Origin of the sequence: Xanthomonas cassavae CFBP 4642 (genome assembly GCF_000454545.1) — a bacterium.
In the GTDB taxonomy this organism is placed as follows: Bacteria; Pseudomonadota; Gammaproteobacteria; order Xanthomonadales; family Xanthomonadaceae; genus Xanthomonas; species Xanthomonas cassavae.
On record NZ_CM002139.1, the window covers coordinates 1,087,407 to 1,112,944 of the forward strand.

Consider the following 25,538-nt stretch of genomic DNA (forward strand, 5'->3'; position numbering starts at 1 on the left):
CACTGACTGAAGAAAACGTGGGCGCGGCGACGCGCTCAAAGGCGGAAAGTTTCCCCCAGATAGACGCGACGGACGTCGGGATTGGCTAGCAGCGTGTCCGGTGCCCCCTGCGCCAGCACGCCCCCCTCGGCGAGGATATACGCGCGGTCGCAGATTCCCAAGGTCTCGCGCACGTTGTGATCGGTGATCAACACGCCGATGCCGCGTTCCTTGAGGTGGATGATGATGCGCTGGATCTCGCCGACCGAAATCGGGTCCACGCCGGCGAAGGGTTCGTCCAGCAGCATCATGCGCGGCTTGGCCGCCAGCGCGCGTGCGATCTCGCAGCGGCGCCGTTCGCCGCCGGAGAGGCTGGCGCCGAGCTGGTCGGCCACGTGGGTGATCTGCAGTTCTTCCAGCAGCGAGACCAGTTCCTTCTCGCGGCCGGCAGTGTCCAGTTCCTCACGCAGCTCCAGCACCAGCCGGATGTTGTCGGCCACGGTGAGCTTGCGGAAGATCGACGGCTCCTGCGGCAGATACCCCACGCCCAGCTTGGCGCGGGCATACATCGGCTCGGCGGTCAGGTCGCGGCCGTCCAGCTCGATGCGCCCGGCATCGGCGTCGACCAGGCCGACGATCATGTAGAAGCAGGTCGTCTTGCCGGCGCCGTTGGGGCCAAGCAGGCCGACCACTTCGCCGGCCTCCAGGGTCAGGCCGAATTCCTTCACCACTTCGCGTTGCTTGTACTTCTTGCGCAGACCGGTGGCGACCAGCATTACTTGTTCCCCTGCGGCTTGGTGGCCGGCTTGGCTGCAGGCTTGGCGGCCGGCGCCGGCGTCGCCGCGGCAGGGGCTGCGGTCTTGGGCTGGATGATGGTACGCACGCGGCTGCCGTCGCCGCCGCTTTGCATGTTGCCGGTCTTGGTGTTGTAGACCATGCGCTGGCCGGCGTTGGTGCCCTTGGGCGAGTCGACCTTGTAATTGCCGGTCAGCACGATCACTTCGTTGGCGACCTGGTATTCGATGTTGTCGGCCTGGCCGTTCATCATCGCGCCGTCGTCCATCTGCTGCTTGAGCGTGGCCTGCTTGCCGGTCAGCACGACGCGGTCGGTCTGGCCGTTCTTCTGGAAGATGTCGGCGGTGTCGGCGTGGATTTCCAGCGTGCCCTGGGTGATCACCACATTGCCGCTGAAGCGGCACTTGCCGCTGTCGTCGAGCATGTTGCAATCATTGGCATTGGAATCGATCGCCATCGGCTGATTGCGGTCGCTGGTCTTTGCCATCGCAAGGGCGGGCAACAGCAGCGCGGCAAACGCCAGTTTAGCGGGCAGCATTCGGTTCATAGCGGGTCTTGACCTGGGAAAGGAGCTTGTACTGGCGTGATTTGAGGTCGGCCTCGAAGCCGACTCCGCTCTGCATGATACCCGGCCGGGTCATGGTCACCGGCGCAGCGGTCTTGGCGAGATTCTGCTGCGGGAATACGTCCAGGCTCTGGGTGCGGAAGGTGGTTGGCGGGGTTGGGCCGGTGGTGGGGCTGTCGCCTTCGACATCGCCACGAAGCCGCAGCTCGTCGCCCTTCGGGCTGACCCAGCCGGTCTTGGCGCGCAGCGTCCACGGCTGGTTGGCGTTGTCGGGCAGCAGGAACACCGGCGTGGTGATGTCCGAGGTCTGATCGGCGCGGTTGCGGTGCATTTCCGGCGCGCGCAGCGTCATCGATTCCTTGCCGCTTTGCTTGTCCAGCGCGATCAGCTCGAAGTCGCGCAGCACGTAGTCGGCCTTGGAGTCGTCCACTGCCGTCTCGACCGGACGCGCGCGCTGCTGCCATGCCGACCAGCCGGAAATCACCGCGGCGGCGAACAGCGCCACACCCAGGGTGGTGCGCCAGTTCCAGCTCATGCGGAGAACCTTTCGATGATGCCCTCGACCTGGCCCTGCGCGGCCAGCACCACATCGCAGACCTCGCGCGCGGCGCCTTCGCCGCCACGTGCCTGGGTATGCCACTGCACGCGTTCGGCAATCCATGGGTGCGCATTGGCCGGGGCCACCGGCAGGCCGACCGCCAGCAGGGCCGGCAGGTCCGGCAGGTCATCGCCCATGAACAACACCTGGTCCAGCGACAGACCGTGCTCCTGACACAGCGCCAGCACCGCCAGGCGCTTGTTCTTGACCCCGATCTGCACATGCAGGCCCAGGTCCTGTCCGCGTTTTTCCGCCGACAGGCTGGCGCGGGCAGTGATCAGCGCGACATGGATGCCGGCGTGTTCGAGCTGCTTGAGGCCCTGGCCGTCGAGCACATTGAAGGACTTGCTCTCATTGCCGGCGTGGTCGTAATACAGACGGCCGTCGGTCAGGGTGCCGTCGACGTCGAAACAGGCCAGGCGGATCCGCGCGGCGTGCTCGATCAGGTCGGCGGGAAGGTGCTGCAGGGGAGAATAGGGCATCGGCACGAATCGGTGAGAACGGGGTCCGGCGGTTGAAAACTGAACCTGTTAAACCACCTTGGCGCGCAACAGGTCGTGAATGTTCAATGCGCCGACCGCGCATTGCTGCGCGTCCACCACGATCAAACCGTTGATCTTGTAGTCCTCCATCAGCCGTGCGGCTTCGGCGGCCAGCTGGTCGGCGCCGATGGTGCGCGGGTTGCGCGTCATCACCTGGGCGATGCCAGCGCTGCGCACGTCGATATCGCTGTCCAGCGCACGGCGCAGGTCGCCGTCGGTGAACAGGCCGATCAGGCGCTCGTCCGCGTCCACCACCGCAGTCATGCCCAGCCGCTTGCGGCTCATTTCCATCAGCGCCTCGCTCAGGCTGGCGTCTTCGCGCACGCGCGGCAGGTCATCGCCGCTGTGCATCACGTCGGTGATGTGCAGCAGCAGGCGCCGGCCCAGGCTGCCGGCCGGATGCGAGCGCGCGAAGTCGTCGGCGGTGAAGCCGCGCGCGTCCAGCAGCGCCACGGCCAGCGCGTCGCCCATCGCCAGCGAGGCGGTGGTGCTGGAGGTGGGCGCCAGATGCAACGGGCAGGCTTCGGCCGACACGCTCACGTCCAGGTGCACGTCGGCGGCCTGGGCCAGGGTGGAACCTGCGCGCCCGGTCATGGCGATGATCGGGTTGCCCTGGCGCTTGAGCACCGGCAGCAGCATGCGCACCTCGTCCGATTCGCCGGAGTAGGACAGCGCCAGCACGATGTCGGCCTCGGTGATCATGCCCAGGTCGCCGTGCCCGGCCTCGCCCGGATGCACGAAGAACGCCGGCGTGCCGGTGGAGGCCAGGGTGGCGGCGATCTTGCGCGCGATATGCCCGGACTTGCCCATGCCGGTGGCCACCACGCGCCCGCGCGAGGCCAGCACCAGCCGGCAGGCCGCGGCGAAGTCGCTGCCGATCCGCGTGCCCACGCTGGCCAGCGCATCCTGCTCGATCTGGAGCACGCGCTGGCCGCTGGCGACCAGGCTGGCGTCGCTGACGGTGGCAGAAGGCAGGTGCGAGACGGCCATGCGGGACTCGGGTGAAGAGTAGAATGTGCGCTCATTTTATGAGGAAACGCCCTGTGGACGCCGAAACCATCCGTAAACTCATCGAAACCGGCTTGCCCGAAGCCCGCGTCGACGTGCACGGCGACGACGGCGTGCACTTCGAGGCGACCGTGATCAGCCCCGCATTTGCCGGCAAGGCCCCGTTGGCGCGCCACCGCATGGTCTACGCGACCCTGGGCGAATTGATGGGCGGCGCGATCCACGCGCTGCAGCTCAAGACGCTGACGCCCGACGAAGGCTGAGCGTCAGCCGGGTCCTGGCCGGTTGGGCTGCGCTTGCGCCCCGACTGCCAGCGGCCCGGCCGGCTCCTGGCGACGCTTCCCATTCCCCCGACATCCCTTTTCGGATTCCCCAAGCTCCCATGGCAAAAATCGTAGTGACCGGCGGCCAAGCGCTGCACGGTGAGATCAATATTTCCGGCGCCAAGAACGCGGTGCTGCCGATCCTGTGCGCGACCCTGCTGGCCGATGCGCCGGTGGAGATCAGCAACGTGCCGCACCTGCACGACGTGATCACCACGGTGAAGCTGCTCAGCGAGCTGGGCGCCGAGGTCACCATCGACGAAGGCACGCTGGCCAAGGGCCGCTCGATCCTGGTCGACCCGCGCTCGGTCACCCACCAGGTCGCGCCCTATGAACTGGTCAAGACCATGCGCGCCTCGATCCTGGTGCTGGGGCCGCTGCTGGCGCGCTACGGCACCGCCGAGGTGTCGCTGCCCGGCGGCTGCGCGATCGGCTCGCGCCCGGTGGATCAGCACATCAAGGGCCTGCAGGCGCTGGGTGCGGAGATCAGCGTGGAGAACGGCTACATCAAGGCCACCAGCAACGGGCGCCTGAAGGGCGGCCGTTACGTGTTCGACATGGTCAGCGTCACCGGCACCGAGAACGTGCTGATGGCCGCGGTGCTCGCCGAAGGCACCACGGTGCTGGAGAACGCGGCGATGGAGCCGGAAGTCACCGACCTGGCCGACTGCCTGATCGCGCTCGGCGCGCAGATCGAGGGCGCCGGCACGCCGCGCATCGTGGTGCAAGGTGTGGAGCGCCTGGGCGGCGGGCACCACGCGGTGCTGCCGGACCGCATCGAGACCGGCACCTTCCTGGTCGCTGCGGCGATGACCGGCGGCAGCGTCAGCGTGCGCCGCGCCCGTCCGGACACCCTGGACGCGGTGCTGGACAAGCTCACCGAGGCCGGCGCCAGCATCACCACCACCGCCGACAGCATCACCCTGGACATGCATGGCAAGCGCCCGCGTGCGGTCAACCTGACCACCGCGCCGTACCCGGCGTTCCCCACCGACATGCAGGCGCAATTCATGGCGCTCAACTGCGTGGCCGACGGCGTGGGCGTGATCAACGAAACCATCTTCGAAAACCGCTTCATGCACGTCAACGAATTGCTGCGCCTGGGCGCGGACATCCAGGTCGAAGGCCACACCGCCATCGTGCGCGGTGCCGAGCGCCTCAGTGGCGCGCCGGTGATGGCCACCGACCTGCGCGCCTCCGCCTCGCTGATCCTGGCCGGCCTAGTCGCCGACGGCGATACCACCATCGATCGCATCTACCACCTGGACCGTGGCTACGAAAACATCGAGGAGAAGCTGGGGGCGCTGGGCGCGACCATCCAGCGCATCGCATGATCCTGCGCGGGCGCTTCACCACCCGGCGCAAGATCCTGCTCGGCGTGATCGTGCTGATCCTGGCGTGGCTGGCCTATGCCTGGTCGGTGGGCATGGCGATCACCCAGGGCGTCGAGTTCAAGGACATGGACTGGAACAACGACGGCACCGCCAGCCGCGACGAGATCGCGCAGTCGTTCTATGCAGTGGCGGTCAGGAAGACCGTTGAAGGCAAGCGCCATTGCGACCTGTTCTACTGGCGCAGCACCGGCGAGCAGATCCGCGTGGACTGCCGCACGGTGTTCTCCAGCGGCGACGACAAGGCGGCGGCCAAGCCCTGAGAGTCGAGCGTTTCTGCGTGCTGCGCAGCGTCCGCCGAACGCCGATCGGAAGGAAAACCCGGCTCGCGGCCGGGCTCTTCATCGCTGTCGGAGGCAGGATGCCTGTCGAGCAGGTCCCATGCCCTGGTAGGAGCGTGCCTGCGCGCGACGGGGCGTTACCGATAAAGCCCCGTCGCGCGCAGTTCGCTTAGCGCAGCGACTTGATGGTCAGGTCCAGCGCGTCCTGGCCTTTTTCCTTCTGCAGCAGGCGCGCCGGCACCGGCAGGTCCTTGACCACCCAGGCGATCAATTCCTTGTCGCCATCCACGCGCGAGACCTTGGTGGCCTGTTCCTGCTTGCCGTTGACGGTGATGGTTTCCTTGCCGACCACCTTGTAGCTCATCGGCTTGATGCGGCCTTCGTCCACCATGCGGTAGTTCAGCGGCTTGCCGGCGGCCAGGTCGCGGGTAATGGCCAGGTTGATCAGCAGCGCATCCATATCGCCGGGCTGCAACTTCACCGGGCCACGACGGTCCGGCTTGATGTCGCCGCCCCAGGTCGCCTGGCTGGTTTTCCAGTCGTAATTGGCGGTGACGTTGCGGCGCTTGACCATCATCGACGAGGTGTCGTTGCTGCTGATCGGACGCAGCTGGCCATTGCTCTCTTCGAACACCGTGCTCTGGGTCAGGTTGGCCAGCTGGTTCTGGATGGTGAGCGTGTAGCGCCACTGGTTGGCGCCGGTGGACGCCAGGGTCATGGTGCCGTTGGCCTGCATGCCCATGTAGTTGGCCGAATAATCGGCCTGGAACGGCTGCATGGCGAACGCCGGCAGGCTGGCCACGGCCAGTGCAGCGGCGGCGATCAGCGAACAGGTGCGGGAAACGGTGTGCATGGGTCAGGCTCCTTGATATTCGACCAGGCGTAGATCGACCTGATCCTCACCTCTGTCACGTTGCAGGATACGCACCGGCGTGGGAACGCCGTTGGCGATCCAAAGGATGGTTTCGTTGTCGCCGCTGTTGACGCGGTACACGCGCAACGCGTCGTAGCTGAGGTCGCCGACCTGTACCACCTCGGTGGCATCGGCGGCCAGGTAGTCGTACTTGCGCACCCGGCCGACATCGACGTAGCGATAGCTCAGGCTGCGCCCGGGTTGCGCGTCGCGCATCAGCGACAGGTTCAGGGACAGCGCGCTCTGGTCGCCGGGCTGCAACGGAATCGGTTGCTGGCGCTCTTTCTTCAAGTCGCCATCCCATTGCGCGGTGCCGGCCTGCCAGTTGTACACGCCGGTGACCTTCTTGCCGAAGAACACCGCCTTGCGCACCGTGCTCTGGCTCAGCGGCACGTAGGTGCCGCCGTCGACGCGGAACACCGTGCTCTGTTCCAGGTTCAGCCCCAGGATGCTGGCGAACCCCTTGCGGCCACGCACCGACATGTCGATGCGCCACTGGTTACCTTCGCCGTGGCTGACCTGCATGGTGGCATCGCCGGCCTCCTTGCCGCGGTAGAACGCCTGATAGGTCGCCACGAACGGTTCCAGTGGCGGCGGGGTCCAGGTGCTGGCGGGCAGGGTGGCGGCAGACACCGGCGCTGTCTGGGGCGCGGCAGCCGCTGCGGGCGCCGTGGCCGGCGCAGGTGCGGCGGGAGGCTGCTGCGCGCGGCTGCTGCCGGCCGGGGCGAGCAGGGCAGTGGTCAACAGCGCGGTGGCGATCGGAATGACGTTCATGCGCTGATAGGAAGCACGGGGCCGCAAGGATGTCCTGGACAGGATGAGGAAGGCGTATCCGCATTCAGGTCAATGCGGTGTCAGCGGACTCTAGTCGTAGCGGCGTAAACAGGCACTGACCGTCGAGGTGAACCGCGTCGCCGTGGATCTGCATGCGGCCTGCGGCTAGCAGTTCCAGGGTGGCCAACAGGAGCGGGTGTTCGCGCGCCAGCACGCGTGCGGCCAGCTGCTCGGCGCTGTCGCCGGGCAGGACCGGCACGCGGGCCTGCGCGATCACGCTGCCGGCATCCAGCTCCGGCACCACCAGGTGCACGCTGGCGCCGTGTTCGGTGTCGCCGGCCTCCAGTGCGCGGGCATGGGTGTGCAGTCCGCGGTATCTGGGCAGTAGCGACGGATGGATGTTGAGGATGCGCCCGGCAAAACGGCGCACCAGCGGCTCGCCGAGGATGCGCATGTAGCCGGCGCAGATCACCCAGTCCGGCTGCGCGGCGGCGATGGCATCGCCCAGCGCAGCGTCGAAGGCCGCGCGGTCGGCGAAATCGCGCGGGCTGGCGCTCCAGCGCAATGCCTCACCGACCTTGTGCAGTGCCGGCGCCTGAGGGCGATCAGAAAACACGCCGACGACCTCGGCCGGCAGCCGGCCGCCGGCGATGGCATCGAGGATGGCCTGCAGGTTGCTGCCACGGCCGGAGGCCAGGACGGCCAGACGCAGGCTCATGGGGGCGGATTCGCTGAAGTCATGGGCAGTGCGCGTCACGCGGCGGTGGCGGTCGGAGCGAACAAGGCCTTGACCTGCGGGCGCAGCAGCGTCACCAGCGTGAACACGCCAAGCACGGTGCCGAACGGCATGAAGGAGCAGGAAATGCCGGCCACGATCAGGCAAAGCAGATGCCGCCGGCGCTGGGCGATGCAGCGGCCAGCGTAGGCCATGAAGCCCGCCAAGGTCAGGCCGCAGCAGATGAAGGCTGCCGCTAACACCACGAAGAACCAGCCGAACCAGCGGGGATCCATCGGCGGCGCGTCCGGATTGGCGTTTTGCATCGGCAGGTGGCCGGTGATGATCGCAATGCCCATGGCCAGATGGATCAGCGGGAACAACGAAAACAACCCGGTGATGCCGGCCAGCACGTAATGGAAGATCGACAGCAGCTTGAGATGCTGCAGGTCATCGGCGCTGGCCGGCGCCAATGCCGGCGGTGCGAGTGGGGGCGCGTCCATGCAGATTCCTCGATTAACCGATCCGCACGCGCTCGTCGCCCTGCGCCGGCACCACCTGGCCGATGCGCCAATGCGCCAACGCCTGCGCATCCAGCGCCTGTTCCAGCACGGCAGCCTGCTCGGGGGCGGCGATCAGCACGAAGCCGATGCCGCAGTTGAAGGTGCGCCACATTTCGGCATCGGCCACCGCGCCTGCGCGCTGCAGCCAGGCGAAGACCGGCGGCAGCGTCCAGGCGGTGGTGTCGATGTCCAGGCCCAGCCCGTCCGGAACGACGCGGATGATGTTTTCGGTCAACCCGCCACCGGTGATGTGCGCCATGGCGTGGATTGCCTCGCCATGCGCCTTGAGCAGGGCCAGCACCGGCTTGACGTACAGCGCGGTCGGTGCCATCAGTGCGTCGATCAGCTTGCTGCCATCGTCCAGCACATGCTCGGCCGGGGCGCCGGCACGCTCGTAGATCTTGCGGATCAGCGAATAGCCGTTGGAATGCGGGCCGGATGAGGCGATGCCGATCAGCACGTCGCCCGCGCGCACCTGCGCGCCATCCAGCAGCTGCGATTTTTCCACCGCGCCGACGGTGAAGCCGGCCAGGTCGTACTCGCCCGGCGGATACATGTCGGGCATCTCGGCGGTTTCGCCGCCGATCAGGGCGCAGCCGGACAGCTCGCAGCCACGCGCGATGCCGCCCACCACCGCCGCGGCGGTGTCCACATCCAGCTTGCCGGTGGCGAAGTAATCCAGGAAGAACAGCGGCTCGGCGCCCTGCACCAGCACGTCGTTGACGCACATGCCCACCAGATCGATGCCGATGGTGTCGTGCCGGCCCAGCTGCTGGGCAAGCTTGAGCTTGGTGCCCACGCCGTCGGTGCCGGACACCAGCACCGGTTCCTTGTACTTGCCGGACAGGTCGAACAAGGCTCCGAAACCGCCCAGGCCGCCCATCACCTCTGGCCGGAAGCTGCGCTTGACCAGCGGCTTGATGCGTTCGACCAGGGCATTGCCGGCATCGATGTCGACACCCGCGTCGCGGTAGGTCATGGGCGAGGGAGTGGAAGGCGTTGGGCTGGTCACGGGCGTGGGTGGCTCGGCAGTAAAGGCGGCGATTTTAACAGCCACGTTGGCGCTAGCGCCCCATTCGGGCAACAATTCACCCGGATACGCTTACGCCATGGAACCGTCGATGCGCCGCAGTCTCGCTTTCTTTCTCGCCCTCGTGGTCGCCATGCCTGTCATTCCGGCCTTTGCGCAGGCAGACCTGCGTACCGAAGGCGATGTCGCCAAGGCGCAGAGCGCCTACGATGCCGAAGTGCCGGTCAACAGCCAGAGCGAGTCCGATCGCCCCGGTGCCCTGGCGCGCGCGCTGGGGGCCGTGCTGGGCAAGGTCTCCGGCGACCGCAGCGTCATGAGCCGCCCCGGCGTGCCGCAGGCGCTGCGTAACGCGCCCAACTACGTCGAACATTACGACTATCGGCAGGATCAGGGGACCTCGCGCACCGGCGCCCCCACCTTCCGCACGACCCTGGTGGCGCGTTTTCGGCAATCCGACGTGGATGGCCTGATCGCTGCGCTGGGCTTGCCGGTGTGGCCATTGCCGCGCCCCAAGCCGGTGCTGTGGCTTGCCATCGACGATGGCAGCGGCCCACGCCTGGTTGGCGTGGCGCAGGCCAACGCTGCGCGCAGCGTGCTCGACCGCGCCATCGAGCGCGGCTACCGGCTGGGCCTGCCGGGCGGCGCGGCTGCCGAACAGGCGCTGGCCGGTGCGATCTGGCGCAAGGACACCGCCGCGGTGTCGCGCGCCTCGGCCAAGTACAGCCCGCCGATGCAGCTGATCGGCAAGCTCTACCGCAGTGGGGCCGGCTGGACCGCCGATTGGGTGTTCGTGGACGACGGCAACGTGCTGTCCAGCTGGACCAGCAGCGATGGCGATGCCCGCCGTGCGATGGCCGCTGGCGCCGATGGCGCTGCCGACGCACTGGTCAAGCGCTACGCCAAGCGGGTGGATTCGGGCGTGCCGGGCGTGTATCGCGCGGTGATCACCGGGATCCACAGCGCCGACGACTACCTGCGCGTGGCCGCTGCGCTGCAGGGCGTGTCGGTGGTGCGCAGCATCCGCCCGGTCAGCGCCAATGGCGATCGCATTGAGGTGGATCTGGAGCTGCTCACGGGCATTTCCGGGCTCAACCGTATGCTCGGCGACAATAGTCCCCTGGTCTCGGTATCGGTCCCGACCGAGGGCCCAATCATCCTCGACAACGAGCGCGCCGAGTACCGCCTGAAATGACCCTGACTCCCGAAGCCGAAATCGCCATCTTCCTGCGCCGCCTCAAATGGGCGGCGGTGATCGTCGGCGTGCTGTGGGTGGTCTCGCTGCTGGCGCCGATCCTGACCCCGTTCGTGCTGGCGCTGCTGCTGGCCTGGCTGGGCGACCCGCTGGTGGATCGCATCGAACGTGCCGGGCGCTCGCGCAACATGGCGGTGGCGCTGGTGTTCGTGCTGGCGACACTGCTGTTCGTGCTGGCGCTGATGATCCTGGTGCCGATGATCGAGCGCCAGATCATGACCCTGATCGAGGCGCTGCCGCAGATGCGCACCTGGGCGATCGGCACCGCGATCCCGTGGCTGGAGGCCAAGACCGGCGTGGAGCTGATGGGCTGGCTGGACCCGGAACGCCTGATCGACTGGATCCGCAGCCATTGGGAGCAGGCCGGCGGCGCCGCCAAGACCTTCTTCGGCTACGTTTCGCGTTCGGGCTTTGCGATGGTGACCTGGGTGATCAACCTGGCGCTGCTGCCGATCCTGGCGTTCTATTTCCTGCGCGACTGGGACCGGCTGGTGGAGCGGGTGGCAGCGGTCATCCCGCGCGCCTACATCGGTACCGTGAGCCGGCTGGCGCTGGAATCCAACGACGTGCTCGGCGGCTTCATCCGCGGCCAGTTTCTGGTGATGCTGGCGCTGGGGGCGATCTATGCCACCGGCCTGTCCGTCATCGGGCTCAATCTGGGGCTGTTGATCGGCATCATCGCCGGCTTCATCAGCTTCATCCCGTACCTGGGCGCCACCACCGGCATCGTGCTCGCGCTGCTGGCAGCCATCGTGCAGGCGCAGGGGTTGGACCTGAAGCTGCTGATCGGCGTGGGCGTGGTGTTCACCGTTGGCCAGTTGCTGGAAAGCTACGTGCTCACCCCGCGCATCGTCGGTGACAAGATCGGCCTGCATCCGGTGGCGGTGATCTTCGCGGTGATGGCGGGCGGCCAGCTGTTCGGCTTTCTGGGCATGCTGCTGGCGCTGCCGGTGGCCGCGGTGGCCAACGTATTGCTGCGCTACGCGCACGAGCAATACACCCGCAGCGATCTGTACGCGGGCGAGCGGGCCGGCATCGTGCTGCAGTCAACGCCAGAGCGCAGCGTCATCATCGACCCGACCAGGGATGCAGATCGGTTGTGAGTGTCCCGCAATTGCCGCTGGCGTTGCGCGCGCCGTCCGACCAGCGCTTCGACAGTTACATCGCCGCGCCCGAGGGCCTGCTGGCGCAGTTGCAGGCCCTGGCCGCCGGGCAGGTCAGCGATTGGCTCTACCTCGCCGGTCCTGCAGGCACCGGCAAGACCCACCTGGCCCTGGCGATTTGCGCGGCGGCCGAGCAGGCCGGGCGCGCGCCGGCGTACCTGCCGCTGCAGGCCGCTGCCGGCCGCCTGCGCGATGCGCTTGAAGCATTGGAAGGGCGCAGCCTGGTGGCGCTGGATGGCGTGGACAGCATCGCTGGGCAACGCGACGATGAAGTGGCCCTGTTCGATTTCCACAACCGTGCGCGCGCGGCCGGCAGTACCTTGCTCTATACCGCCCGGCAGATGCCCGATGGGCTGGCACTGATGCTCCCCGACCTGCGGTCGCGGCTGTCGCAGTGCATCCGCATCGGCTTACCGGTGCTCGACGATGCAGCACGCGCGGCGGTGCTGCGCGATCGGGCACAGCGACGCGGCCTGGCGCTGGACGACGCGGCGATCGACTGGCTGCTCACCCACAGCGAGCGCGAACTGGCCTTGCTGGTGGCCTTGCTGGATCGGCTGGATCGCGAGTCGTTGGCCGCGAAACGCCGCATCACCGTGCCGTTTCTGCGGCGTGTGGTAGCGGGGATGCCGGGACCCGGATAACGCAGAAGCGAAGCGGATCGCGGTGCAGTATTGTGCCGTGCATGGATACGCTCCGGTGGATCGGCGCCAGGTGATGCCCACGCCCTGGCGCGTCAGCTTTTCTCTGGTCCCGGGTCCCGGGTCCCGGGTCCCGCCAGTTCCCCCTGCAGGTCGGTGAGCCGCTGCGGTGTGCCGACATCGGTCCATCGCCCGGCATGATGGATGCCGTCGATCAGGCCTGCCGCCATTTGCGCGCGCAGGATCGGCGCCAGCGCAAACCGCGGCGCCGTGCCGGTCTGTTCTGGCAACTGACCAATGACCGATCGCCAGCCGCGCAGCAATGCCGGTCGGTAGACACCGATGCCGGCATAGGTGTGGGTAGCAGGCAGATCGGCGCGCACCTTGCCGTCGGCCTCCAGGGCAAAGTCGGCGTGGGCCGCATAGGCAGGCTTGTCGACCAGCACCAACTGCGCCAACCTGGCTGGTTCGTCGGACAGGCGCGCAAAGTCGAAGTCGCTCCAGATATCGCCGTTGACCAGCAGGAACGGCGCATCGCCCAGCAGCGGCAACGCATGCAGCATGCCGCCACCAGTCTCCAACGGCGTGGCGCCTTCGTAGGAATAGTGCAGGCGCAGGCCAAAGGCGCCGCCGTCGCCCAACACCTGCGGGAATTGCTCGGCCAGCCAGGAGGTATTGATCACCACCTCGGCCACGCCCAGCGCAGCGAGCTTGCGCAGGTGCCAGACGATCAGCGGCGTGCCACCGACCGACAGCAGGGGCTTGGGTGTGCGCTCGGTCAGCGGACGCATGCGCTCGCCGAATCCTGCGGCAAAGATCAGCGCCTTCATGGCGTGGCCTGCGACATCCGCACGGCCAGGGCTGGCTTGATCACCTCGTCCAGGACGCCGATCAATGGCGCCAGCTCGGCGTAGCGCGGCAGCACCTCATCCAGGTAGCCGATGAAGCGCGGTACGTTGTCCAGATACCAGTGCTTGCCATCGCGATGGCTCAGGCGCGAGAAGATGCCCAGATTCTTCAGATGCCGCTGCACGCCCATCCAGTCCGCATCGCGCAGGAACTGCGCCAGCGGCGGAACCGGCAATCCGGCCGCAACAGCGCGCGTGTGGTAGCGCTCCAGCCAGCCGTCCACGCGGGCGATCGGCCAGCTCACCGAGGTGTCCTTGAACAGGCTGATCGGATCGTAGGCGATCGGGCCGATCACGCAGTCCTGGAAATCCAGCACCGCCGGGCCGCCGGCCACCGGCATCAGGTTGCGCGGCATGAAATCGCGATGGGTGAATACGCGCGGCTGCGCCAGCGCGTTGTCCATCAAGCGGCGCTGCACCAGCTGCAACTGCTCGGCATGCGCGCAACTCAGCTGCACGCCCAGGTGGCGGCCCAGGAACCATTCCTCGAACAATCCGGCATCGCGTTGCAGCAAGGCCTCGCCGAAGCTGCCGCTCTCGGCGGGCGGCGGAATGCGCTGCAGCAACAGCAGTTGCGCGGTTGCGTCGTCCAGCAGCGCATCGGCATTGGCCTCGGTGAGCACCTGTGCAAACGTCGGCACGCCAAGGTCCTCCAGCAGCAGAAAGCCGGTCTGCAGATCCTGCGCAAGTACCCGCGGCACGCGCACGCCATGCGCACCCAGCAAGGCCTGCATCCGCAGCCACGGCGCGACGTTTTCAAGCTCCGGCGGCGCATCCATCAGGATGCGATCCGCGCCGCGCCCATGGGTGCGCCAATAGCTGCGAAACCCCGCGTCGACCGACGCGCGGTGCAGGCTGGCATGCGGATCGTCGAGCGCATGGCGCGCCCATTGCAGGCGAAGCGCGTCGCGCGCGGTCTCTGAAGGCGAAGACGTCATGGTTCGTTGCTGAGTGGTGAAGTGATGGACACGCGGCGCTCAGCGCTTGCTGCCGCTGAACAGCCGCAGCAGCGCAAGGATGGCGATGGCGCCGAGCAGCGCGCCCAGAAATCCGGCGGGTTCGCCCGGGCGGTACCACCCCATGTACCGGCCGAACCAGCTCGCCACCACCGCACCGGCAATGCCCAGCACGATGGTCAGCAGGCACCCCAGACGCTGCGTGCCGGGCGTGATGAAACGGGCCAGCAACCCGACCACAAATCCGACCAGCAGGATGTAGAGCCAGCTGTCGCTACCAAACACTGTGTTCATTGCAGCACCAGAGCGAACGGGATCGGCAGACTAGCATTTCGGATGCCTACCACCCGCGCTGCGCGCACAACGCTGAAGGCACTCGCTGCAAGCTGCAGTCCGCACCGCACCGCACCGCACCGCACCGCACGGCAACAGCGACGCGGCAGGGAAGGCGCCAACCCCTTCCGGCGTTACCGCTGGTTCGGTGGCGACCGGCCGGGTGCCATCATCCAGCAGATCGGGCGCCACGACGGCAACATCTGCCTATGCCGGGGAAAAGAGGACTGGGAGTCGTTGCAGGCTGCCTGGAGGCGGCGCCGGCCGCCGAGGCCAGCCAACGCCGGTGATCTACCCGAGCCTGCGGGGGCTGTTCACCAGCCACGCGCACACGAAACAACGGCGCACGCGAGGCAACGGATGGAGTGCCGACAGTGAGTCCCCATCCGGCAGGGCGACACTTGAACTCCTTCCAGACGGGGCGGCGCCGAACATGCCGCCGATGCGATAAGCGCTAACCGCGCTCAGCGAAGCAAGGACGGCGGCGGCAGCTCGGATGGCGATGGCACCTCGGACAAACAGCCCAGCCCCGACCAAAAGCCTCTCCCGCCGGCAGAGGGGGTGGGGTGAGGGTACGGCCGCCAGCCAAGTCCAGCGACCTCTCACCCAAGCCCCGAACAACACAGCTCAATCGATAACCCTCGCACCCAACCGCATACAAGGGCCACCCCCGGGGCTCAGCAGCAGCCGTGTCCACCATGCCGGGTGCCGCTATCGGCAGCCACCGGCGAGCCGCTGGTTTCCCCGCGCAGGCACGCCGCATGATGCTCGGCGATCACCTTCGATACGCAGGCCGTCACCCGCTTGCCCATCGGGATGTGCAGGAACTCGTTCGGCCCATGGGCATTGGAATGCGGCCCCAGCACGCCAGTGATCATGAACTGCGCGCCCGGGAACTTCTCGCCAAGCATGCCCATGAACGGGATCGAGCCGCCTTCGCCCATGTACATCGCCGGTTTGGCGAAGAACGCGTGGCTGGCGTCGTCGATGGCCTTTGTCAGCCACGGTGCCATTTCCGGCGCATTCCACCCCGACGAGGCCTTTTCCAGCTCCAGGCTCACTTGCGCGCCATTGGGTGGGTCGCGCAGCAGGGCGGTCTTGAGCAGCTCGCCGCAGGCCTTGCCGTCGGCGGTCGGCGGCAACCGCAGCGAGAGCTTCACCGCGGTGTGCGGGCGCAGCACGTTGCCGGCCGAGGCCAGCGGCGGCATGCCATCCACCCCGGTAATCGACAGTGCCGGGCGCCAGGTCCGGTTCAACACCAGCTCGGTCAACTCCTCATGCATGGGCACCAGGCCATCGACCATCGGGAACTTGTCGAAGATTGCGGTATCCAGCGTCGCGGCGGCCGCCTTGGCCTGGGTCAGCCGCTCGGCGGGCACCTCTACATGCAGGCCGTCGAGCAGGATGCGGCCGGTGGTTTCGTCTTCGATGCGCGACAACAGCTGGCGCAGCAGACGGAAACTGGAAGGCACCACGCCGGAGGCATCGCCGGAATGCACGCCTTCCTCCAGCACCTTCACGCTGAGGCTGCCGCCGGTCAGGCCGCGCAACGAGGTGGTGCACCACAGCTGCTCATAGTTGCCGCAACCCGAATCAAGGCAGACCACCAGCGACGGCTTGCCGATGCGCTGGGCCAGGTGATCCACGTAGGCGGGCAAATCGTAGCTGCCGGACTCTTCGCAGGCCTCGATCAGCACCACGCAACGCGCATGCGGCAGGCCCTGGGTACGCAGCGCCAGGATCGCGGCGAGCGAACCGAAGATCGCGTAGCCGTCGTCGGCGCCACCGCGGCCATATAACTTGTCCTCGCGCAACACCGGCTCCCAGGGGCCGAGGTCGGCATCCCAGCCGGTCATCTCCGGCTGCTTGTCCAGGTGCCCATACAACAATACGGTGTCGTCGCCGGATTCGGCGCCGGTGGCCGGAATTTCGATGAAGATCAACGGCGTGCGGCCTTCCAGGCGCACCACCTCGACCTGCATGCCGTCGATGGCCTGTGCCCGCGCCCAGGTTTCCATCAGGGTCACGGCCTGCTCCATGTAGCCATTGGCCACCCAGTCGGCGTCGAACATCGGCGACTTGTTGGGGATGCGGATGTAATCGACCAGTTGCGGGACGATCTCGCGGTCCCAGGTGTCGCTGAGGAATTGGTCGATCTTGGCGCTGTCCATGGAGGCTCCGAATGCGTGACGTAGCGACACATTCTACGCTGGTGACATGGGGTAGGGATTTTCCTACAAGGCGGCGCGCAGTTCACCGGCTGTGTGAAAAGTTCGTTGGCGATAGGATTGCTGCATGTGGCGCGGGACACTGGCTCGGCCGGCAGGAATGCTGGCTAGGACCATCACCCAAGCCACAAGGAGCGTTGCAATGAAGTCATTTACCGTAGTCCTGAAGTCCCTGCTACTGGCGTTGTTGTTGTCCTCGAATGCGTACGCGCTTGAGAAGGTCGATATCAACACCGCATCTGCTGAGGAATTGGACAAGGTGCTGACGAACGTCGGGCGATCAAAAGCCGAGGCAATCGTGGAGCACCGTCAGGCAAACGGTCCCTTCAAAAGTGCCGAGGAACTGGCACTGGTCAAGGGCATCGGACTCAAGACGGTCGAACGGAATCGCGACCTGATCGAAGTAGGAGCCACGATGGCTCCTGCCAAGAAGGCTGCCAGGGGGGCGGCGGTGAAACCGGTGGGACGGCGTTGAGGGGAAGGGATCCGAGATACGGTTCGACGCGAGGATGCGTGGCCGCAACCTAACTGGACAGGATGTCCGGGGGATGGCTGGAAGCCGACAGGGACGTGGAATCGCCCGGTGTTGCACTTGGATGTGCAGCCGGGCGTTTTTCGTTGGGCGGATCTGGGCCGGGCGCAGCGCAATGCTGCCGTAGTGAAAAGCGCTACAAGGCGCATGGACAGCGGCGCATGAAACCCTGCATGCGCGAGACGTCGACGCGCTGCGGGGGCCTTGGCCTCCATGCTGCCGCAGCCGCGTGGACTCTGCTGGCATGGCCGTGTTGAATGCTCGTGCAAACGGCAAACGGCAAACGGCAAACGGCAAACGGCAAACGGCAACGCGCACGTAGCCGGGATCAGGCCGCGCCGAGTATGGCGCTTCGGGCACAATGCGCAGATGCAGCTAACAGACCTGAGCAGCCGGGTGATTCCGGCCACCGACTACCGCCGCGAGCGATGGCGCAACCAATTGGGCTGGACGCGAGAGATCCTGCGTCTGGGCGACGCAGAGGAATGGGCGTTGCGCCTGTCGATCGCCGAGATCGAGCAGGATGCCGCGTTCTCCGCATTCCCTGGCATCGATCGTGAGCTGGTGCTGCTGCGGGGCAATGGCATGCGTCTGCAGTTCGGCAATGGCGCTGGCAATGTGGATGCCGATGCCCATACCAGTGTCAGGGCCGACTTCGACGCTGATGTCGATGGCGATACCAACACCGATGCCGATACCGATACCGATACTGGTTCAGGTGACGGGAAAGGTGGCCGTCCGGATGCGACTGACGCAGCGAGTGTCGGCCAAGATGCTGGCGTCGGCGGAATATTGAGCGGCACTGAGCATCTGCTCGCAAGCCCTGCGCGCGTTGGGCGTTGCGCCGAGTTAATGCCGCCCTATCAACGCGTGCGATTTGCCGGCGAAGATGCGGTAAGCGCGGTGCTGCTGGACGGGCCGACGCAGGATTTCAATCTGATGTGGCGACGCGATGTGCTGCAGGCCGAGCTGCTGCATCGGCCATTGGTCGGCACCATGCTGTTCTTCGCCGACCCGGACAGTGCCTGGGCGATCCATCTGCTTGCCGGGCAGGCCAGCTTCGGGGGCGAGAGCGGCCTGCCGGCCCTGGCGGCTGGCGATACCGCCTGGTTGAGCGCGTCGACACGGACCCGCTACGTGCTGGATGGCGGCGGTGAATTGCTGGCGATCCGGGTTAGAGCGGCTGATAAAGCGTAGCGGGCAGTCGTCAGATGGGTGCTGACGGCGCTTGGTAGCCCACGTGCAGGCATGTGGTGGGGATTCCGAATACCGGCCGTGCACCCCTGGCGTGCCGCGCGGTCGTCTTGTGGGCTGCTCTTGATCTGCTTCAAGACATTGGCAGTAGCAGGTCTTGAAAGGTGGCGTAAAAATCATGCAGGGCGCATAGTTGCAACCCTGAGATAGATCCCGGCAGAACTACTGCTTGATCAAGACGCCTGCCTGGGATCTTGCTGCGTCCGCTCAGTACACGTCGCGCCGGTAGCGCCCGCTTTGCAGCAATTCCTGCCTGGTCGCCGGCCCCAGAATGGTGTCGAGGGTGCGGTCCACTTCCGGCGCCATGCCGCGCAGGCTGCCGCAGAGATAGATGCAGGCGCCGCGGTCGATCCATTCGCGCAGGGTCTCGGCCGCGGCGGCAAGCGCGTGCTGCACGTAACGTGTCGGGGAGGCGGGGTCGCGCGAATACGCCAGGTCCATGCGCGCAATCCAGCCGTCCTGTTGCCATTGCTGCAGCTCGTTGGCGTACAACGCATCGTGTGCGGCATTGCGTTCGCCAAAGATCAGCCAGTTGTCGCGTGCGCCGGCCGCGATACGCGCGCGCAGATGTGCGCGCAATCCGGCGATGCCGGTGCCATTGCCGATCAGCAGCATCGGGCGTTCAGGCGCTGGTGGATGGAACCCTGGGTTGCTGCGCAACCGCAGCGCAATCGCGGCACCGACAGGCGCATGGACGCACAGCCAGCCGCTGCCGATCCCCAACCGTCCATCGTCATGCAGATGCTGGCGGATCAGCAGTTCGGCGTGTCCTTCTTCGCTGATCGATGCCAGCGAATACTCGCGATGCGGCAGCGCGACCAGGCGATGCACCATCGCCGCCAGCTCAGCAGGGGGGATCGCTGCATCCGATTTCGCATCTGCCTCCGTGCATGCAGCTGGATCTGCGCATGCACCCACACTTTCGTCCGGATCTGCAGGCAGCTGCGCGCCCGCGAGCCAGTCGCGCAACGCACGGCCATCGACTATCAGCGCGCCATCGCAGCGGTGCCGCTGCAACCAGTCCTCCACCTGCGCAGGCGCGTTGTGCGGAGCGATCTCGGCGATGTCGCCAGCGCTCCATGGCGGTAGCGCGCCGTCGCGGGGCACGAGCCGTAGCCGATAGATCGGTGCGCCGGCACTGCCAGGGTTGACATGGACACGCTCGCGCAGCTGCCAGATCGCATAGGTCGGAACACTCCACGCTGGCTGGCTCGCCAGTGCCGGTGTGAGTGCTGCCAGCCGTTGCTGCCATTGCAGCAAGGCGCGCGGGTCGGCATTGTCGACGTCGATGCGCTCGAACAGGCGCGTGCCGCCGCGTGCTTGCAGGCCGGCGTCGATGCGATGGCCGAACGCGCAGAACTGCGCGTAGCGGCGGTCGCCCAGGGCCAGGACCGCGTAGTGCACGGCAGCCAGGTCCTGCGCATTGCCGGCAAGCCAATGGCGCTCGGCCGCCTGTGCATGATCCGGTGCGTCGCCTTCGCCGGTGGTGCTGACGATGCACAACAGGCGCGGTACGCGGGCGAGTAAATCGGCATCCACCGCGTCCAGTGGCAGTGCATGCGCGCCGACGCCGGCCGTTTGCAGCGCGGCCGCGCTGCGCTCGGCAAGCTCGCGGGCGAATCCGGTCTGGCTGGCCCAGGCGATGAGCATGCCGCTGCTGTCTGCGTTCGACACGCCGGCCCGCTGGCGGCTGCGGATAAAAATGACAGCGCAGACCGCGGCATACAGGGTCATGCCCAGTGCTGCCCACTGCCAGCGCTGCGGCGTCGGCGCACTCCACCATGCGCCTTGGTGCAGGCTGGCAAGCCATGCAGCGATTGCGGCAAGGGCAAGCAGCAGCGCTCCATTCCCCAGCCAGACCCGGGCGCGTGCCGCTGTCATGAGGCGGCCAGATGCAGCTCGAAGGCGGGGCTCATGGCTTCGCGCAGGCTGCCGTCGTGGCGGGTCAGAAAGCGCACCGCAAGGCCGGCCTTGTGCGCATAGGCAAGCCCGGCGTCGGTCCCGAGCACGGTCATGGCGGTGGCCCAGGCGTCGGCCTGCATGGCATCGGCGGCGAGGACGGTGACCGCGGCGGGCGCGTGCGGAATCGGTGCCCCGGTGCGCGGGTCGAAGGTGTGGGCGTAGCGCAGACCGTCGCTTTCGAAGCGGTGCCAGCGGTCGCCGGAGGTGGCTACGGCGACGCCGTCCAGGGTGAGCACCCGTGGTGGCAGCGCCGCACCGGCGTCTTCATCGGGGGCGGACTCGACCAGCACACGCCAGGCGCTGCCATCGGGTTTGCATCCATAGCCGAACAGTTCGCCGCCGACATCGATCAAGGCGCTGGTGATGTCGGCCTGTACCAGGGCGTGGTGCACGCAGTCCACGCCATAGCCCTTGGCGATGCCGGACAGGTCCAGCGCCACCGCGCCCGGTTGCAGGACACGCGGGCCATCCAGTTCCAGGCGCTGCCAGCCGCAGCGCAGGCTCACCAGCGCGATCTGCTCGGACGATGGCACCCGTCGCCGGCCCGCGTTGGCGCCGAAGCCCCACAGTTCGACCATCGGCCCGACGGTGGGGTCAAAGGCACCGTCGCTGGCCTGGGCAATGTCCAGCGCGGTGCGCAGCACGGTGTGGAACTCATCGGGCAAGGCCTGCCAGTGGCCGGCCGCTAGACGGTTGTAGCGGCTGATGTCCGAGGTCGCGTCCCAGGTGCTCATCTGTGCGACCACGCGGTCGAGCGCTGCCTGGATGCGCGCATGCAACGGATGCAGGTCGCGGCTGCGCGGCGCCACCAGCCTGACGCTCCAGGTGGTGCCCATGCTGTGGCCGCCCAGGGTGGCAAGCGTGGTGTCTGCAGGAGCGAATGCGTTCATACGTGGACTGTGAGCGGGTACTGCGGCAGGAACATGATGGTGACGTGCGGCGCGGCCGATTGCATCAGCATCCTGCCGGTTCGGCGATCGACGCCGTCGGGCGTGCGTACCTTTCGACCATGCCAGCGTGGTCAGTCGCCGCGCGGACAGCAACGCGAGGCGACGGCTCCATCGTGCGAGAAGCCTGACACGTCACCAGAACCCTGGCGTGCGCTGCCGCCACTGCGGCTAAGGGACGTAGCGCGCAGTGGCCAGGTGGGCATGGACGGCTCGCAGGAACCGGAATGTACGAGTGGGACAGACCGATTCCGGGTACCGACCGCGCCCGCCCCGGAGGGCGGCGCAGCAGTGTTGTCAGCTGCTCTTATTGCGGCAGCACTTCCAGCGTCACCACATAGCCCAGGCGACGCTGCTTGGCCTGCGGCAGCGAGGTCTTGCTGTCTTCGCTGCTGGTTTCCAGCCAATACATGCCGGGCTCCGGCCAGGTCACGCTGAAGCCGCCCTTGGCGTCGGTCTTGAGCTTGATCTCGTTCTGCGCATCGCGGTAGCGGGTGCCGCCGCGCACGATCTCGATCTCCAGCCCGGCGGCCGGCTTGCCATCCAGTTGCAGGGTGAAGTGCGCGGCTTCGCCGGCGACCAGGTCATTGGGATGGGTGACCGGCACCAGCTCGATGCCCTTGCCGCTGGGCTTGAAGACGGTGGTGGTCGGCGCGCCGCGGGTGACGAAGGTTTCCACGCGGCTGAGCGATTGCGACACCTGCAAGTCCTGCGCGTTCTTGGGTACTTCGGTGGCGAAGCTGGCTTCGTTGCCGCGCCAGCGCTTGGGCTTGCCGTCTTCCTTCCAGCTGGCGAACAGGCCGGCGTTGACGATGCCGAGCTTGTAGGTGCCGGGCTGGGTGAGCTGCAGGTCGAACACGCTGCGGTATTTGCCGGTGGCCGGGTTTTCCGGCTTGAGCGCGCTGCCATCGGGCGCGGTGATGCTGAGGTTCTCCAGTCGCAACGGCACATGGTTGAAATAGAACAGGTCGTTGGACACCGCGGCGTCGACGGTGATCCACGGCGCTTCGCCGGCAATGACGGTCTGCGAGGGCAGCAGCCAGGCCTTGTGCGCAAGCGTGGTAGCCGGCAGTGCTGCAAGCAGGGCGATCAGGACGAGAGAACGTTGCATGACAACTCCTTGAGAATGCGAAAGGCGGTGGGCGCGTGTCCGATCAGCGCGCGTCGCGGCGCTGGCTGGATGCGTGGAAATGAAAAATGCAAGACGATGTGCAGCGTGCGCCGGCCGGGCAGGGGGTGGGACGGCAGCCCACGCCGCGTGCCGACGCCGGGTATCAAGGCTTGGCGGTCAGGCTGATCGCACCCAGTTCACTGCTGCCGCTGGCCTTGGCGCTTTGCGGCGCTGTTGCCGGCCAGCTGAAAGGCACTTTGACCAGTTCGCGGCCGCCCACTTCGCGCGCGGCCTCCACCACCAGCGTGTACTGGCCGGCCGGCAGCGACTTCAATGCGCCCTTGGTGTCGCGGAAGGAAAGCGCATGCGCGCCAGCCGGGCGGGTCGGGCCGGTGACGCCATCGACCGGCACGTCCAGCGTGCGGCCACTCTTGCGCCACCACTGACGCAGATCCGGCAACCACTTGGTGCCGTGGCCCTCGGCGGTGTCCTTGGATTGATACCAGACCGCCAGGTTGGCAGCGACCTTCTGGTCCGCGCCTTCCAGCCAGATCGCCACGTAGGGGCGGTGGTATTCGGCGACATTGAGCTTGGGAATCTCGACAGTGATATCGAGCGTGGCCGCATACGCCGGCATGGCGAGCAGGCCGCTCAGGGCGATGGTCAGGGTGGCGCGCATGGTCGTCTCCGAGGAAGGGGTCAATGGATCAACAGCAGGGCAAGCAGCAGCGGGATCAACAGGCCCAGGCCGACCAGCGGCCAGGTCATGTGGCGCTGACGCGCATGCAGATGCAACAGGAACAGCCCGGTGATGCAGAACACCAGGCAGGCGATGGCGAACACGTCGATGAACCAGCCCCACGCCGGCCCGGCGTTACGGCCCTTGTGCAGGTCGTTGAGATAGGCGACCCAGCCACGCGAGGTGCGCTCGTATTCGATCGCACCGTTCATGCGGTCCAGGCTCAGCCAGGCATCGCCACCGGGGCGCGGAAGCGCGACATACACCTCGTCTGCGGACCATTCGCCGTTGCGCGTGCCGATGCTGATATCGAGCTCGCGTCCAAGCCACTGCGCCACGCGGGGCGGCAGCGGTGCATCGCCGTCCTGCCGGCTGCCCAGGGTTTTCAACAATGCAGTTGGCAGGGTGAGCGTGCGTTGCTCGGTGGATGGGCTGGCTTCGATCCGCGCAGCGTGATTGAGGGTCAGCCCGGTGATCGTAAACAGCAGCATGCCGATCAGGCACAGCGCCGAGCTGATCCAGTGCCATTGATGCAGCATGCGCAGCCAGAATCCGCGGCGTTGCTGGGCACTGGCGGCGGTGGCGGCAGGTCGCGACATGAGGTGCTCAGGCCGGGACCGCAGCGGTGGCTGCCTGCAACTGCGATTGCCGCGCGGTCACCTCGCCCAGCAGTGCGCGCAGGCGCGGCTGCGGCGCGTTGCCGAGCAGGGCGGTGAGCTGGCGCAGGAAGCCGGCATGCCCACCGACGATGGCGCGGCGCATCCACCGCTCGGCTTGATCGAGCGCGCCCGCATCGGCCAGCACGGTGGCGTAGCTGGCCTGGCCGCGAAAGTCGCCGGCCTCGGCAGACCTGCGATACCAGTCGCGCGCGGCGTGCGGGTCAGCGGTGCAGGCCAGGCCCTGGTCGAGGTAGCGCGCCAGGAAGTTCATCGACTTGGCATGCCCGCGTTCGGCGGCCTGGCGATACAGCGCCAGGGCCTGCGTCTGGTCCTGCGCCACTCCGCGTCCGGAGGCATGCAGATGCGCCAGGTTGTACATGCCCCAGTCCAGGCCATGGTCGGCGGCGCGGCGGTACCACAGCGCCGCCAGCGCATCGTTGACGGGCGTGCCGAAGCCCAGCTCGTGGCAGCGGCCGAGTTGGTTCATGGCCGCCGGCTGCCCGGCATTGGCGGCCACTTCGTACCACAGCATCGCCGTGGCCGGATCGGCCGGGACGCCGCGTCCTTCGGCATACAGCTGTGCGAGCAGCAGCTGCGCAGCGCTGTCCTGGCCAGCAGCGGCCCTGCGCAGCGAGGCGATGGCCCGCTCGGACTGCGTGCGCAGCAGTACGGGATCCTGCGCGGGCTCAGACATCGGCCCACTGCCGCAACAGGTTGTGATACACGCCGGTGAGCTGGATCAGCGACGGGTGCCCCGGCGTGTCTTGCGTCAGCCGCCGAATCGAGACATCCAGTTCGAACAACAGCCGGCGCTGCGCCGCATCGCGCAGCATGCTCTGGGTCCAGAAGAATGCCGCCACGCGCGTGCCGCGGGTGACCGGGTTGACCTTGTGCAGGCTGGTGCCGGGGTAGATCACCAGATGTCCGGCGGGCAGCTTGACCGACTGCGTGCCGTAGGTGTCTTCGATCACCAGCTCGCCGCCGTCGTAGCTGTCCGGGTCGCTGAGAAACAGCGTGCCGGAAACATCGGTACGCACCGGCTCGGCGCCACCACGGCTGCGGTCGTAGCGCACCGCGTTGTCCACGTGATACCCGAACGACTGCCCGCCGCTGTAGCGATTGAACAGCGGCGGATAGATCCGCCGCGGCAGGACCGCCGAAAAGAACGTGCTGCTGTGCGACAGCGCCTCCAGCACCAGCGCGCTGGACTCGCGCGCGCTGGCGCTGTCTTCGGGCAGTTGCGCATTGTCCTTGGCCTGCGCCGACTGGTGGCCGGCGGTGATGCGGCCATCGGCCCAGTCGGCCGCGTCCAGCCGCCCACGCAATGCGCGCAGTTGCGTGGCATCGAGGACATCGGGAATGGGCAACAGCATGCG

General features: G+C 67.1%; 28 protein-coding genes, 2 other RNA genes and 1 pseudogene. 8 read left to right on the forward strand and 23 right to left on the reverse strand.

The features are described from left to right. Positions 1-35: 35 nt before the first annotated feature. From lptB to XCSCFBP4642_RS0104760, 5 genes are read right to left on the reverse strand one after another with little or no spacing between them, the layout of a single operon-like run. Positions 36-755, reverse strand: coding sequence for an LPS export ABC transporter ATP-binding protein (gene lptB, locus XCSCFBP4642_RS0104740; protein WP_029218776.1), 720 nt, complete (start codon positions 753-755; stop codon positions 36-38). After that, positions 755-1,321: a lipopolysaccharide transport periplasmic protein LptA gene (gene lptA / locus XCSCFBP4642_RS0104745; protein WP_029218777.1), complete on the reverse strand. Its 567-nt coding sequence runs from the start codon at positions 1,319-1,321 to the stop codon at positions 755-757. Before lptA ends, lptB begins: the two co-directional genes overlap by 1 nt. After that, the gene (gene lptC, locus XCSCFBP4642_RS0104750; protein ID WP_029218778.1) at positions 1,299-1,874 is read right to left on the reverse strand and encodes an LPS export ABC transporter periplasmic protein LptC; all 576 of its coding nucleotides are present in this window, start codon (positions 1,872-1,874) and stop codon (positions 1,299-1,301) included. The genes lptA and lptC overlap by 23 nt, the downstream gene beginning before the upstream one ends. After that, a complete protein-coding gene (locus XCSCFBP4642_RS0104755) occupies positions 1,871-2,419 on the reverse strand; it encodes a KdsC family phosphatase (RefSeq protein WP_029218779.1) in 549 nt (182 codons plus the stop codon). The genes lptC and XCSCFBP4642_RS0104755 overlap by 4 nt, the downstream gene beginning before the upstream one ends. 48 nt (positions 2,420-2,467) lie before the next feature. Beyond that, positions 2,468-3,469 (reverse strand): KpsF/GutQ family sugar-phosphate isomerase, encoded by a 1,002-nt coding sequence (locus tag XCSCFBP4642_RS0104760; protein WP_029218780.1) that lies wholly within the window; start codon positions 3,467-3,469, stop codon positions 2,468-2,470. 53 nt (positions 3,470-3,522) lie between these two features. Between XCSCFBP4642_RS0104760 and XCSCFBP4642_RS0104765 the strand changes: the two genes are divergently transcribed. The 3 genes from XCSCFBP4642_RS0104765 (at position 3,523) to XCSCFBP4642_RS0104775 (ending at position 5,464) form a co-directional block, all read left to right on the forward strand. After that, positions 3,523-3,750, forward strand: a complete 228-nt coding sequence (locus tag XCSCFBP4642_RS0104765) for a BolA family protein (RefSeq protein ID WP_029218781.1) — start codon at positions 3,523-3,525, stop codon at positions 3,748-3,750. Between the two features lie 119 nt (positions 3,751-3,869). Continuing rightward, complete coding sequence (gene murA / locus XCSCFBP4642_RS0104770) at positions 3,870-5,144, forward strand: UDP-N-acetylglucosamine 1-carboxyvinyltransferase (protein WP_029218782.1); 1,275 nt, start codon at positions 3,870-3,872, stop codon at positions 5,142-5,144. Continuing rightward, positions 5,141-5,464 (forward strand): hypothetical protein, encoded by a 324-nt coding sequence (locus tag XCSCFBP4642_RS0104775; protein ID WP_029218783.1) that lies wholly within the window; start codon positions 5,141-5,143, stop codon positions 5,462-5,464. Before murA ends, XCSCFBP4642_RS0104775 begins: the two co-directional genes overlap by 4 nt. Positions 5,465-5,651: 187 nt before the next feature. On the opposite strand, the gene XCSCFBP4642_RS0104780 is transcribed toward XCSCFBP4642_RS0104775, so the two are convergent. The 5 genes from XCSCFBP4642_RS0104780 to purM form a co-directional block, all read right to left on the reverse strand. Continuing rightward, complete coding sequence (locus tag XCSCFBP4642_RS0104780; RefSeq protein ID WP_029218784.1) at positions 5,652-6,335, reverse strand: DUF3108 domain-containing protein; 684 nt, start codon at positions 6,333-6,335, stop codon at positions 5,652-5,654. Between the two features lie 3 nt (positions 6,336-6,338). Next, positions 6,339-7,169, reverse strand: a complete 831-nt coding sequence (locus tag XCSCFBP4642_RS0104785) for a DUF3108 domain-containing protein (protein WP_029218785.1) — start codon at positions 7,167-7,169, stop codon at positions 6,339-6,341. A 64-nt stretch (positions 7,170-7,233) separates the two neighbouring features. Then, positions 7,234-7,887: a phosphoribosylglycinamide formyltransferase gene (purN, locus tag XCSCFBP4642_RS0104790; RefSeq protein WP_029218786.1), complete on the reverse strand. Its 654-nt coding sequence runs from the start codon at positions 7,885-7,887 to the stop codon at positions 7,234-7,236. A 35-nt stretch (positions 7,888-7,922) separates the two neighbouring features. Further along, positions 7,923-8,387, reverse strand: coding sequence for a hypothetical protein (locus XCSCFBP4642_RS0104795; RefSeq protein ID WP_029218787.1), 465 nt, complete (start codon positions 8,385-8,387; stop codon positions 7,923-7,925). A gap of 13 nt (positions 8,388-8,400) precedes the next feature. Next, complete coding sequence (purM, locus tag XCSCFBP4642_RS0104800; RefSeq protein ID WP_029218788.1) at positions 8,401-9,534, reverse strand: phosphoribosylformylglycinamidine cyclo-ligase; 1,134 nt, start codon at positions 9,532-9,534, stop codon at positions 8,401-8,403. Between the two features lie 22 nt (positions 9,535-9,556). Between purM and XCSCFBP4642_RS0104805 the strand changes: the two genes are divergently transcribed. From XCSCFBP4642_RS0104805 to hda, 3 genes are read left to right on the forward strand one after another with little or no spacing between them, the layout of a single operon-like run. Continuing rightward, positions 9,557-10,669 (forward strand): DUF2066 domain-containing protein, encoded by a 1,113-nt coding sequence (locus tag XCSCFBP4642_RS0104805; RefSeq protein WP_029218789.1) that lies wholly within the window; start codon positions 9,557-9,559, stop codon positions 10,667-10,669. Then, positions 10,666-11,832 (forward strand): AI-2E family transporter, encoded by a 1,167-nt coding sequence (locus XCSCFBP4642_RS0104810; protein WP_029218790.1) that lies wholly within the window; start codon positions 10,666-10,668, stop codon positions 11,830-11,832. The genes XCSCFBP4642_RS0104805 and XCSCFBP4642_RS0104810 overlap by 4 nt, the downstream gene beginning before the upstream one ends. Beyond that, a complete protein-coding gene (gene hda, locus XCSCFBP4642_RS0104815; protein ID WP_029218791.1) occupies positions 11,829-12,536 on the forward strand; it encodes a DnaA regulatory inactivator Hda in 708 nt (235 codons plus the stop codon). The genes XCSCFBP4642_RS0104810 and hda overlap by 4 nt, the downstream gene beginning before the upstream one ends. A 92-nt stretch (positions 12,537-12,628) precedes the next feature. On the opposite strand, the gene murU is transcribed toward hda, so the two are convergent. The 4 genes from murU to XCSCFBP4642_RS0104835 all read right to left on the reverse strand — a co-directional run bounded on the left by murU (position 12,629) and on the right by XCSCFBP4642_RS0104835 (position 16,901). After that, complete coding sequence (murU, locus tag XCSCFBP4642_RS0104820; RefSeq protein WP_029218792.1) at positions 12,629-13,363, reverse strand: N-acetylmuramate alpha-1-phosphate uridylyltransferase MurU; 735 nt, start codon at positions 13,361-13,363, stop codon at positions 12,629-12,631. Beyond that, the gene (locus XCSCFBP4642_RS0104825) at positions 13,360-14,379 is read right to left on the reverse strand and encodes an aminoglycoside phosphotransferase family protein (protein WP_029218793.1); all 1,020 of its coding nucleotides are present in this window, start codon (positions 14,377-14,379) and stop codon (positions 13,360-13,362) included. The genes murU and XCSCFBP4642_RS0104825 overlap by 4 nt, the downstream gene beginning before the upstream one ends. Before the next feature lie 39 nt (positions 14,380-14,418). Next, a complete protein-coding gene (locus XCSCFBP4642_RS0104830; RefSeq protein WP_029218794.1) occupies positions 14,419-14,691 on the reverse strand; it encodes a GlsB/YeaQ/YmgE family stress response membrane protein in 273 nt (90 codons plus the stop codon). Between the two features lie 716 nt (positions 14,692-15,407). Then, a complete protein-coding gene (locus XCSCFBP4642_RS0104835) occupies positions 15,408-16,901 on the reverse strand; it encodes a M20 family metallopeptidase (protein ID WP_029218795.1) in 1,494 nt (497 codons plus the stop codon). A gap of 157 nt (positions 16,902-17,058) precedes the next feature. Here XCSCFBP4642_RS0104835 and XCSCFBP4642_RS0104840 point away from each other — a divergent pair, with 157 nt between their 5' ends. Next, a complete protein-coding gene (locus tag XCSCFBP4642_RS0104840; RefSeq protein ID WP_323134651.1) occupies positions 17,059-17,433 on the forward strand; it encodes a ComEA family DNA-binding protein in 375 nt (124 codons plus the stop codon). A 426-nt stretch (positions 17,434-17,859) separates the two neighbouring features. Then, positions 17,860-18,666 (forward strand): annotated as a pseudogene (locus tag XCSCFBP4642_RS0104845) (HutD/Ves family protein); the annotation flags it as partial. A 5-nt stretch (positions 18,667-18,671) separates the two neighbouring features. Here XCSCFBP4642_RS0104845 and XCSCFBP4642_RS26480 read toward each other — a convergent pair. The 9 genes from XCSCFBP4642_RS26480 to XCSCFBP4642_RS0104880 all read right to left on the reverse strand — a co-directional run bounded on the left by XCSCFBP4642_RS26480 (position 18,672) and on the right by XCSCFBP4642_RS0104880 (position 25,535). After that, a non-coding RNA gene (locus XCSCFBP4642_RS26480) (sX9 sRNA) lies at positions 18,672-18,740 on the reverse strand. 211 nt (positions 18,741-18,951) lie between these two features. After that, entirely contained in the window at positions 18,952-20,625 is a 1,674-nt protein-coding gene (locus XCSCFBP4642_RS0104850; protein WP_029218798.1) for a sulfite reductase subunit alpha, read from the reverse strand. After that, positions 20,622-21,596: an FAD:protein FMN transferase gene (locus tag XCSCFBP4642_RS0104855; protein WP_029218799.1), complete on the reverse strand. Its 975-nt coding sequence runs from the start codon at positions 21,594-21,596 to the stop codon at positions 20,622-20,624. The genes XCSCFBP4642_RS0104850 and XCSCFBP4642_RS0104855 overlap by 4 nt, the downstream gene beginning before the upstream one ends. A 226-nt stretch (positions 21,597-21,822) precedes the next feature. Further along, positions 21,823-21,897, reverse strand: a non-coding RNA gene (locus XCSCFBP4642_RS26485) — sX9 sRNA. A gap of 63 nt (positions 21,898-21,960) precedes the next feature. Beyond that, on the reverse strand, positions 21,961-22,764 hold the full coding sequence (locus tag XCSCFBP4642_RS0104860) for a DUF4198 domain-containing protein (RefSeq protein WP_029218800.1): 804 nt from the start codon (positions 22,762-22,764) through the stop codon (positions 21,961-21,963). Positions 22,765-22,927: 163 nt separating this feature from the next. Beyond that, positions 22,928-23,443: a DUF2271 domain-containing protein gene (locus tag XCSCFBP4642_RS0104865; RefSeq protein WP_029218801.1), complete on the reverse strand. Its 516-nt coding sequence runs from the start codon at positions 23,441-23,443 to the stop codon at positions 22,928-22,930. Between the two features lie 20 nt (positions 23,444-23,463). Continuing rightward, positions 23,464-24,102, reverse strand: a complete 639-nt coding sequence (locus XCSCFBP4642_RS0104870) for a PepSY-associated TM helix domain-containing protein (protein WP_029218802.1) — start codon at positions 24,100-24,102, stop codon at positions 23,464-23,466. Positions 24,103-24,109: 7 nt separating this feature from the next. Beyond that, the gene (locus tag XCSCFBP4642_RS0104875; protein ID WP_029218803.1) at positions 24,110-24,856 is read right to left on the reverse strand and encodes a tetratricopeptide repeat protein; all 747 of its coding nucleotides are present in this window, start codon (positions 24,854-24,856) and stop codon (positions 24,110-24,112) included. Continuing rightward, positions 24,849-25,535 (reverse strand): Fe2+-dependent dioxygenase, encoded by a 687-nt coding sequence (locus XCSCFBP4642_RS0104880; protein WP_029218804.1) that lies wholly within the window; start codon positions 25,533-25,535, stop codon positions 24,849-24,851. Before XCSCFBP4642_RS0104880 ends, XCSCFBP4642_RS0104875 begins: the two co-directional genes overlap by 8 nt. Positions 25,536-25,538 lie beyond the last annotated feature (3 nt).

Bases quoted from the DNA above. Each gene is read 5' to 3' on its own strand.
- XCSCFBP4642_RS0104870 (WP_029218802.1), bottom strand. From the start codon at position 24,102: ATGTCGCGACCTGCCGCCACCGCCGCCAGTGCCCAGCAACGCCGCGGA.
- lptB (WP_029218776.1), bottom strand. From the start codon at position 755: ATGCTGGTCGCCACCGGTCTGCGCAAGAAGTACAAGCAACGCGAAGTG.
- XCSCFBP4642_RS0104795 (WP_029218787.1), bottom strand. From the start codon at position 8,387: ATGGACGCGCCCCCACTCGCACCGCCGGCATTGGCGCCGGCCAGCGCC.
- XCSCFBP4642_RS0104875 (WP_029218803.1), bottom strand. From the start codon at position 24,856: ATGTCTGAGCCCGCGCAGGATCCCGTACTGCTGCGCACGCAGTCCGAG.
- XCSCFBP4642_RS0104785 (WP_029218785.1), bottom strand. From the start codon at position 7,169: ATGAACGTCATTCCGATCGCCACCGCGCTGTTGACCACTGCCCTGCTC.
- XCSCFBP4642_RS0104780 (WP_029218784.1), bottom strand. From the start codon at position 6,335: ATGCACACCGTTTCCCGCACCTGTTCGCTGATCGCCGCCGCTGCACTG.
- XCSCFBP4642_RS0104805 (WP_029218789.1), top strand. From the start codon at position 9,557: ATGGAACCGTCGATGCGCCGCAGTCTCGCTTTCTTTCTCGCCCTCGTG.
- lptA (WP_029218777.1), bottom strand. From the start codon at position 1,321: ATGAACCGAATGCTGCCCGCTAAACTGGCGTTTGCCGCGCTGCTGTTG.
- lptC (WP_029218778.1), bottom strand. From the start codon at position 1,874: ATGAGCTGGAACTGGCGCACCACCCTGGGTGTGGCGCTGTTCGCCGCC.
- XCSCFBP4642_RS0104830 (WP_029218794.1), bottom strand. From the start codon at position 14,691: ATGAACACAGTGTTTGGTAGCGACAGCTGGCTCTACATCCTGCTGGTC.
- murA (WP_029218782.1), top strand. From the start codon at position 3,870: ATGGCAAAAATCGTAGTGACCGGCGGCCAAGCGCTGCACGGTGAGATC.
- murU (WP_029218792.1), bottom strand. From the start codon at position 13,363: ATGAAGGCGCTGATCTTTGCCGCAGGATTCGGCGAGCGCATGCGTCCG.
- XCSCFBP4642_RS0104880 (WP_029218804.1), bottom strand. From the start codon at position 25,535: ATGCTGTTGCCCATTCCCGATGTCCTCGATGCCACGCAACTGCGCGCA.
- XCSCFBP4642_RS0104860 (WP_029218800.1), bottom strand. From the start codon at position 22,764: ATGCAACGTTCTCTCGTCCTGATCGCCCTGCTTGCAGCACTGCCGGCT.
- XCSCFBP4642_RS0104835 (WP_029218795.1), bottom strand. From the start codon at position 16,901: ATGGACAGCGCCAAGATCGACCAATTCCTCAGCGACACCTGGGACCGC.
- purN (WP_029218786.1), bottom strand. From the start codon at position 7,887: ATGAGCCTGCGTCTGGCCGTCCTGGCCTCCGGCCGTGGCAGCAACCTG.
- XCSCFBP4642_RS0104855 (WP_029218799.1), bottom strand. From the start codon at position 21,596: ATGAACGCATTCGCTCCTGCAGACACCACGCTTGCCACCCTGGGCGGC.
- XCSCFBP4642_RS0104755 (WP_029218779.1), bottom strand. From the start codon at position 2,419: ATGCCCTATTCTCCCCTGCAGCACCTTCCCGCCGACCTGATCGAGCAC.
- XCSCFBP4642_RS0104825 (WP_029218793.1), bottom strand. From the start codon at position 14,379: ATGACGTCTTCGCCTTCAGAGACCGCGCGCGACGCGCTTCGCCTGCAA.
- XCSCFBP4642_RS0104810 (WP_029218790.1), top strand. From the start codon at position 10,666: ATGACCCTGACTCCCGAAGCCGAAATCGCCATCTTCCTGCGCCGCCTC.
- XCSCFBP4642_RS0104865 (WP_029218801.1), bottom strand. From the start codon at position 23,443: ATGCGCGCCACCCTGACCATCGCCCTGAGCGGCCTGCTCGCCATGCCG.
- XCSCFBP4642_RS0104850 (WP_029218798.1), bottom strand. From the start codon at position 20,625: ATGACAGCGGCACGCGCCCGGGTCTGGCTGGGGAATGGAGCGCTGCTG.
- XCSCFBP4642_RS0104775 (WP_029218783.1), top strand. From the start codon at position 5,141: ATGATCCTGCGCGGGCGCTTCACCACCCGGCGCAAGATCCTGCTCGGC.
- XCSCFBP4642_RS0104760 (WP_029218780.1), bottom strand. From the start codon at position 3,469: ATGGCCGTCTCGCACCTGCCTTCTGCCACCGTCAGCGACGCCAGCCTG.
- XCSCFBP4642_RS0104840 (WP_323134651.1), top strand. From the start codon at position 17,059: ATGCTGGCTAGGACCATCACCCAAGCCACAAGGAGCGTTGCAATGAAG.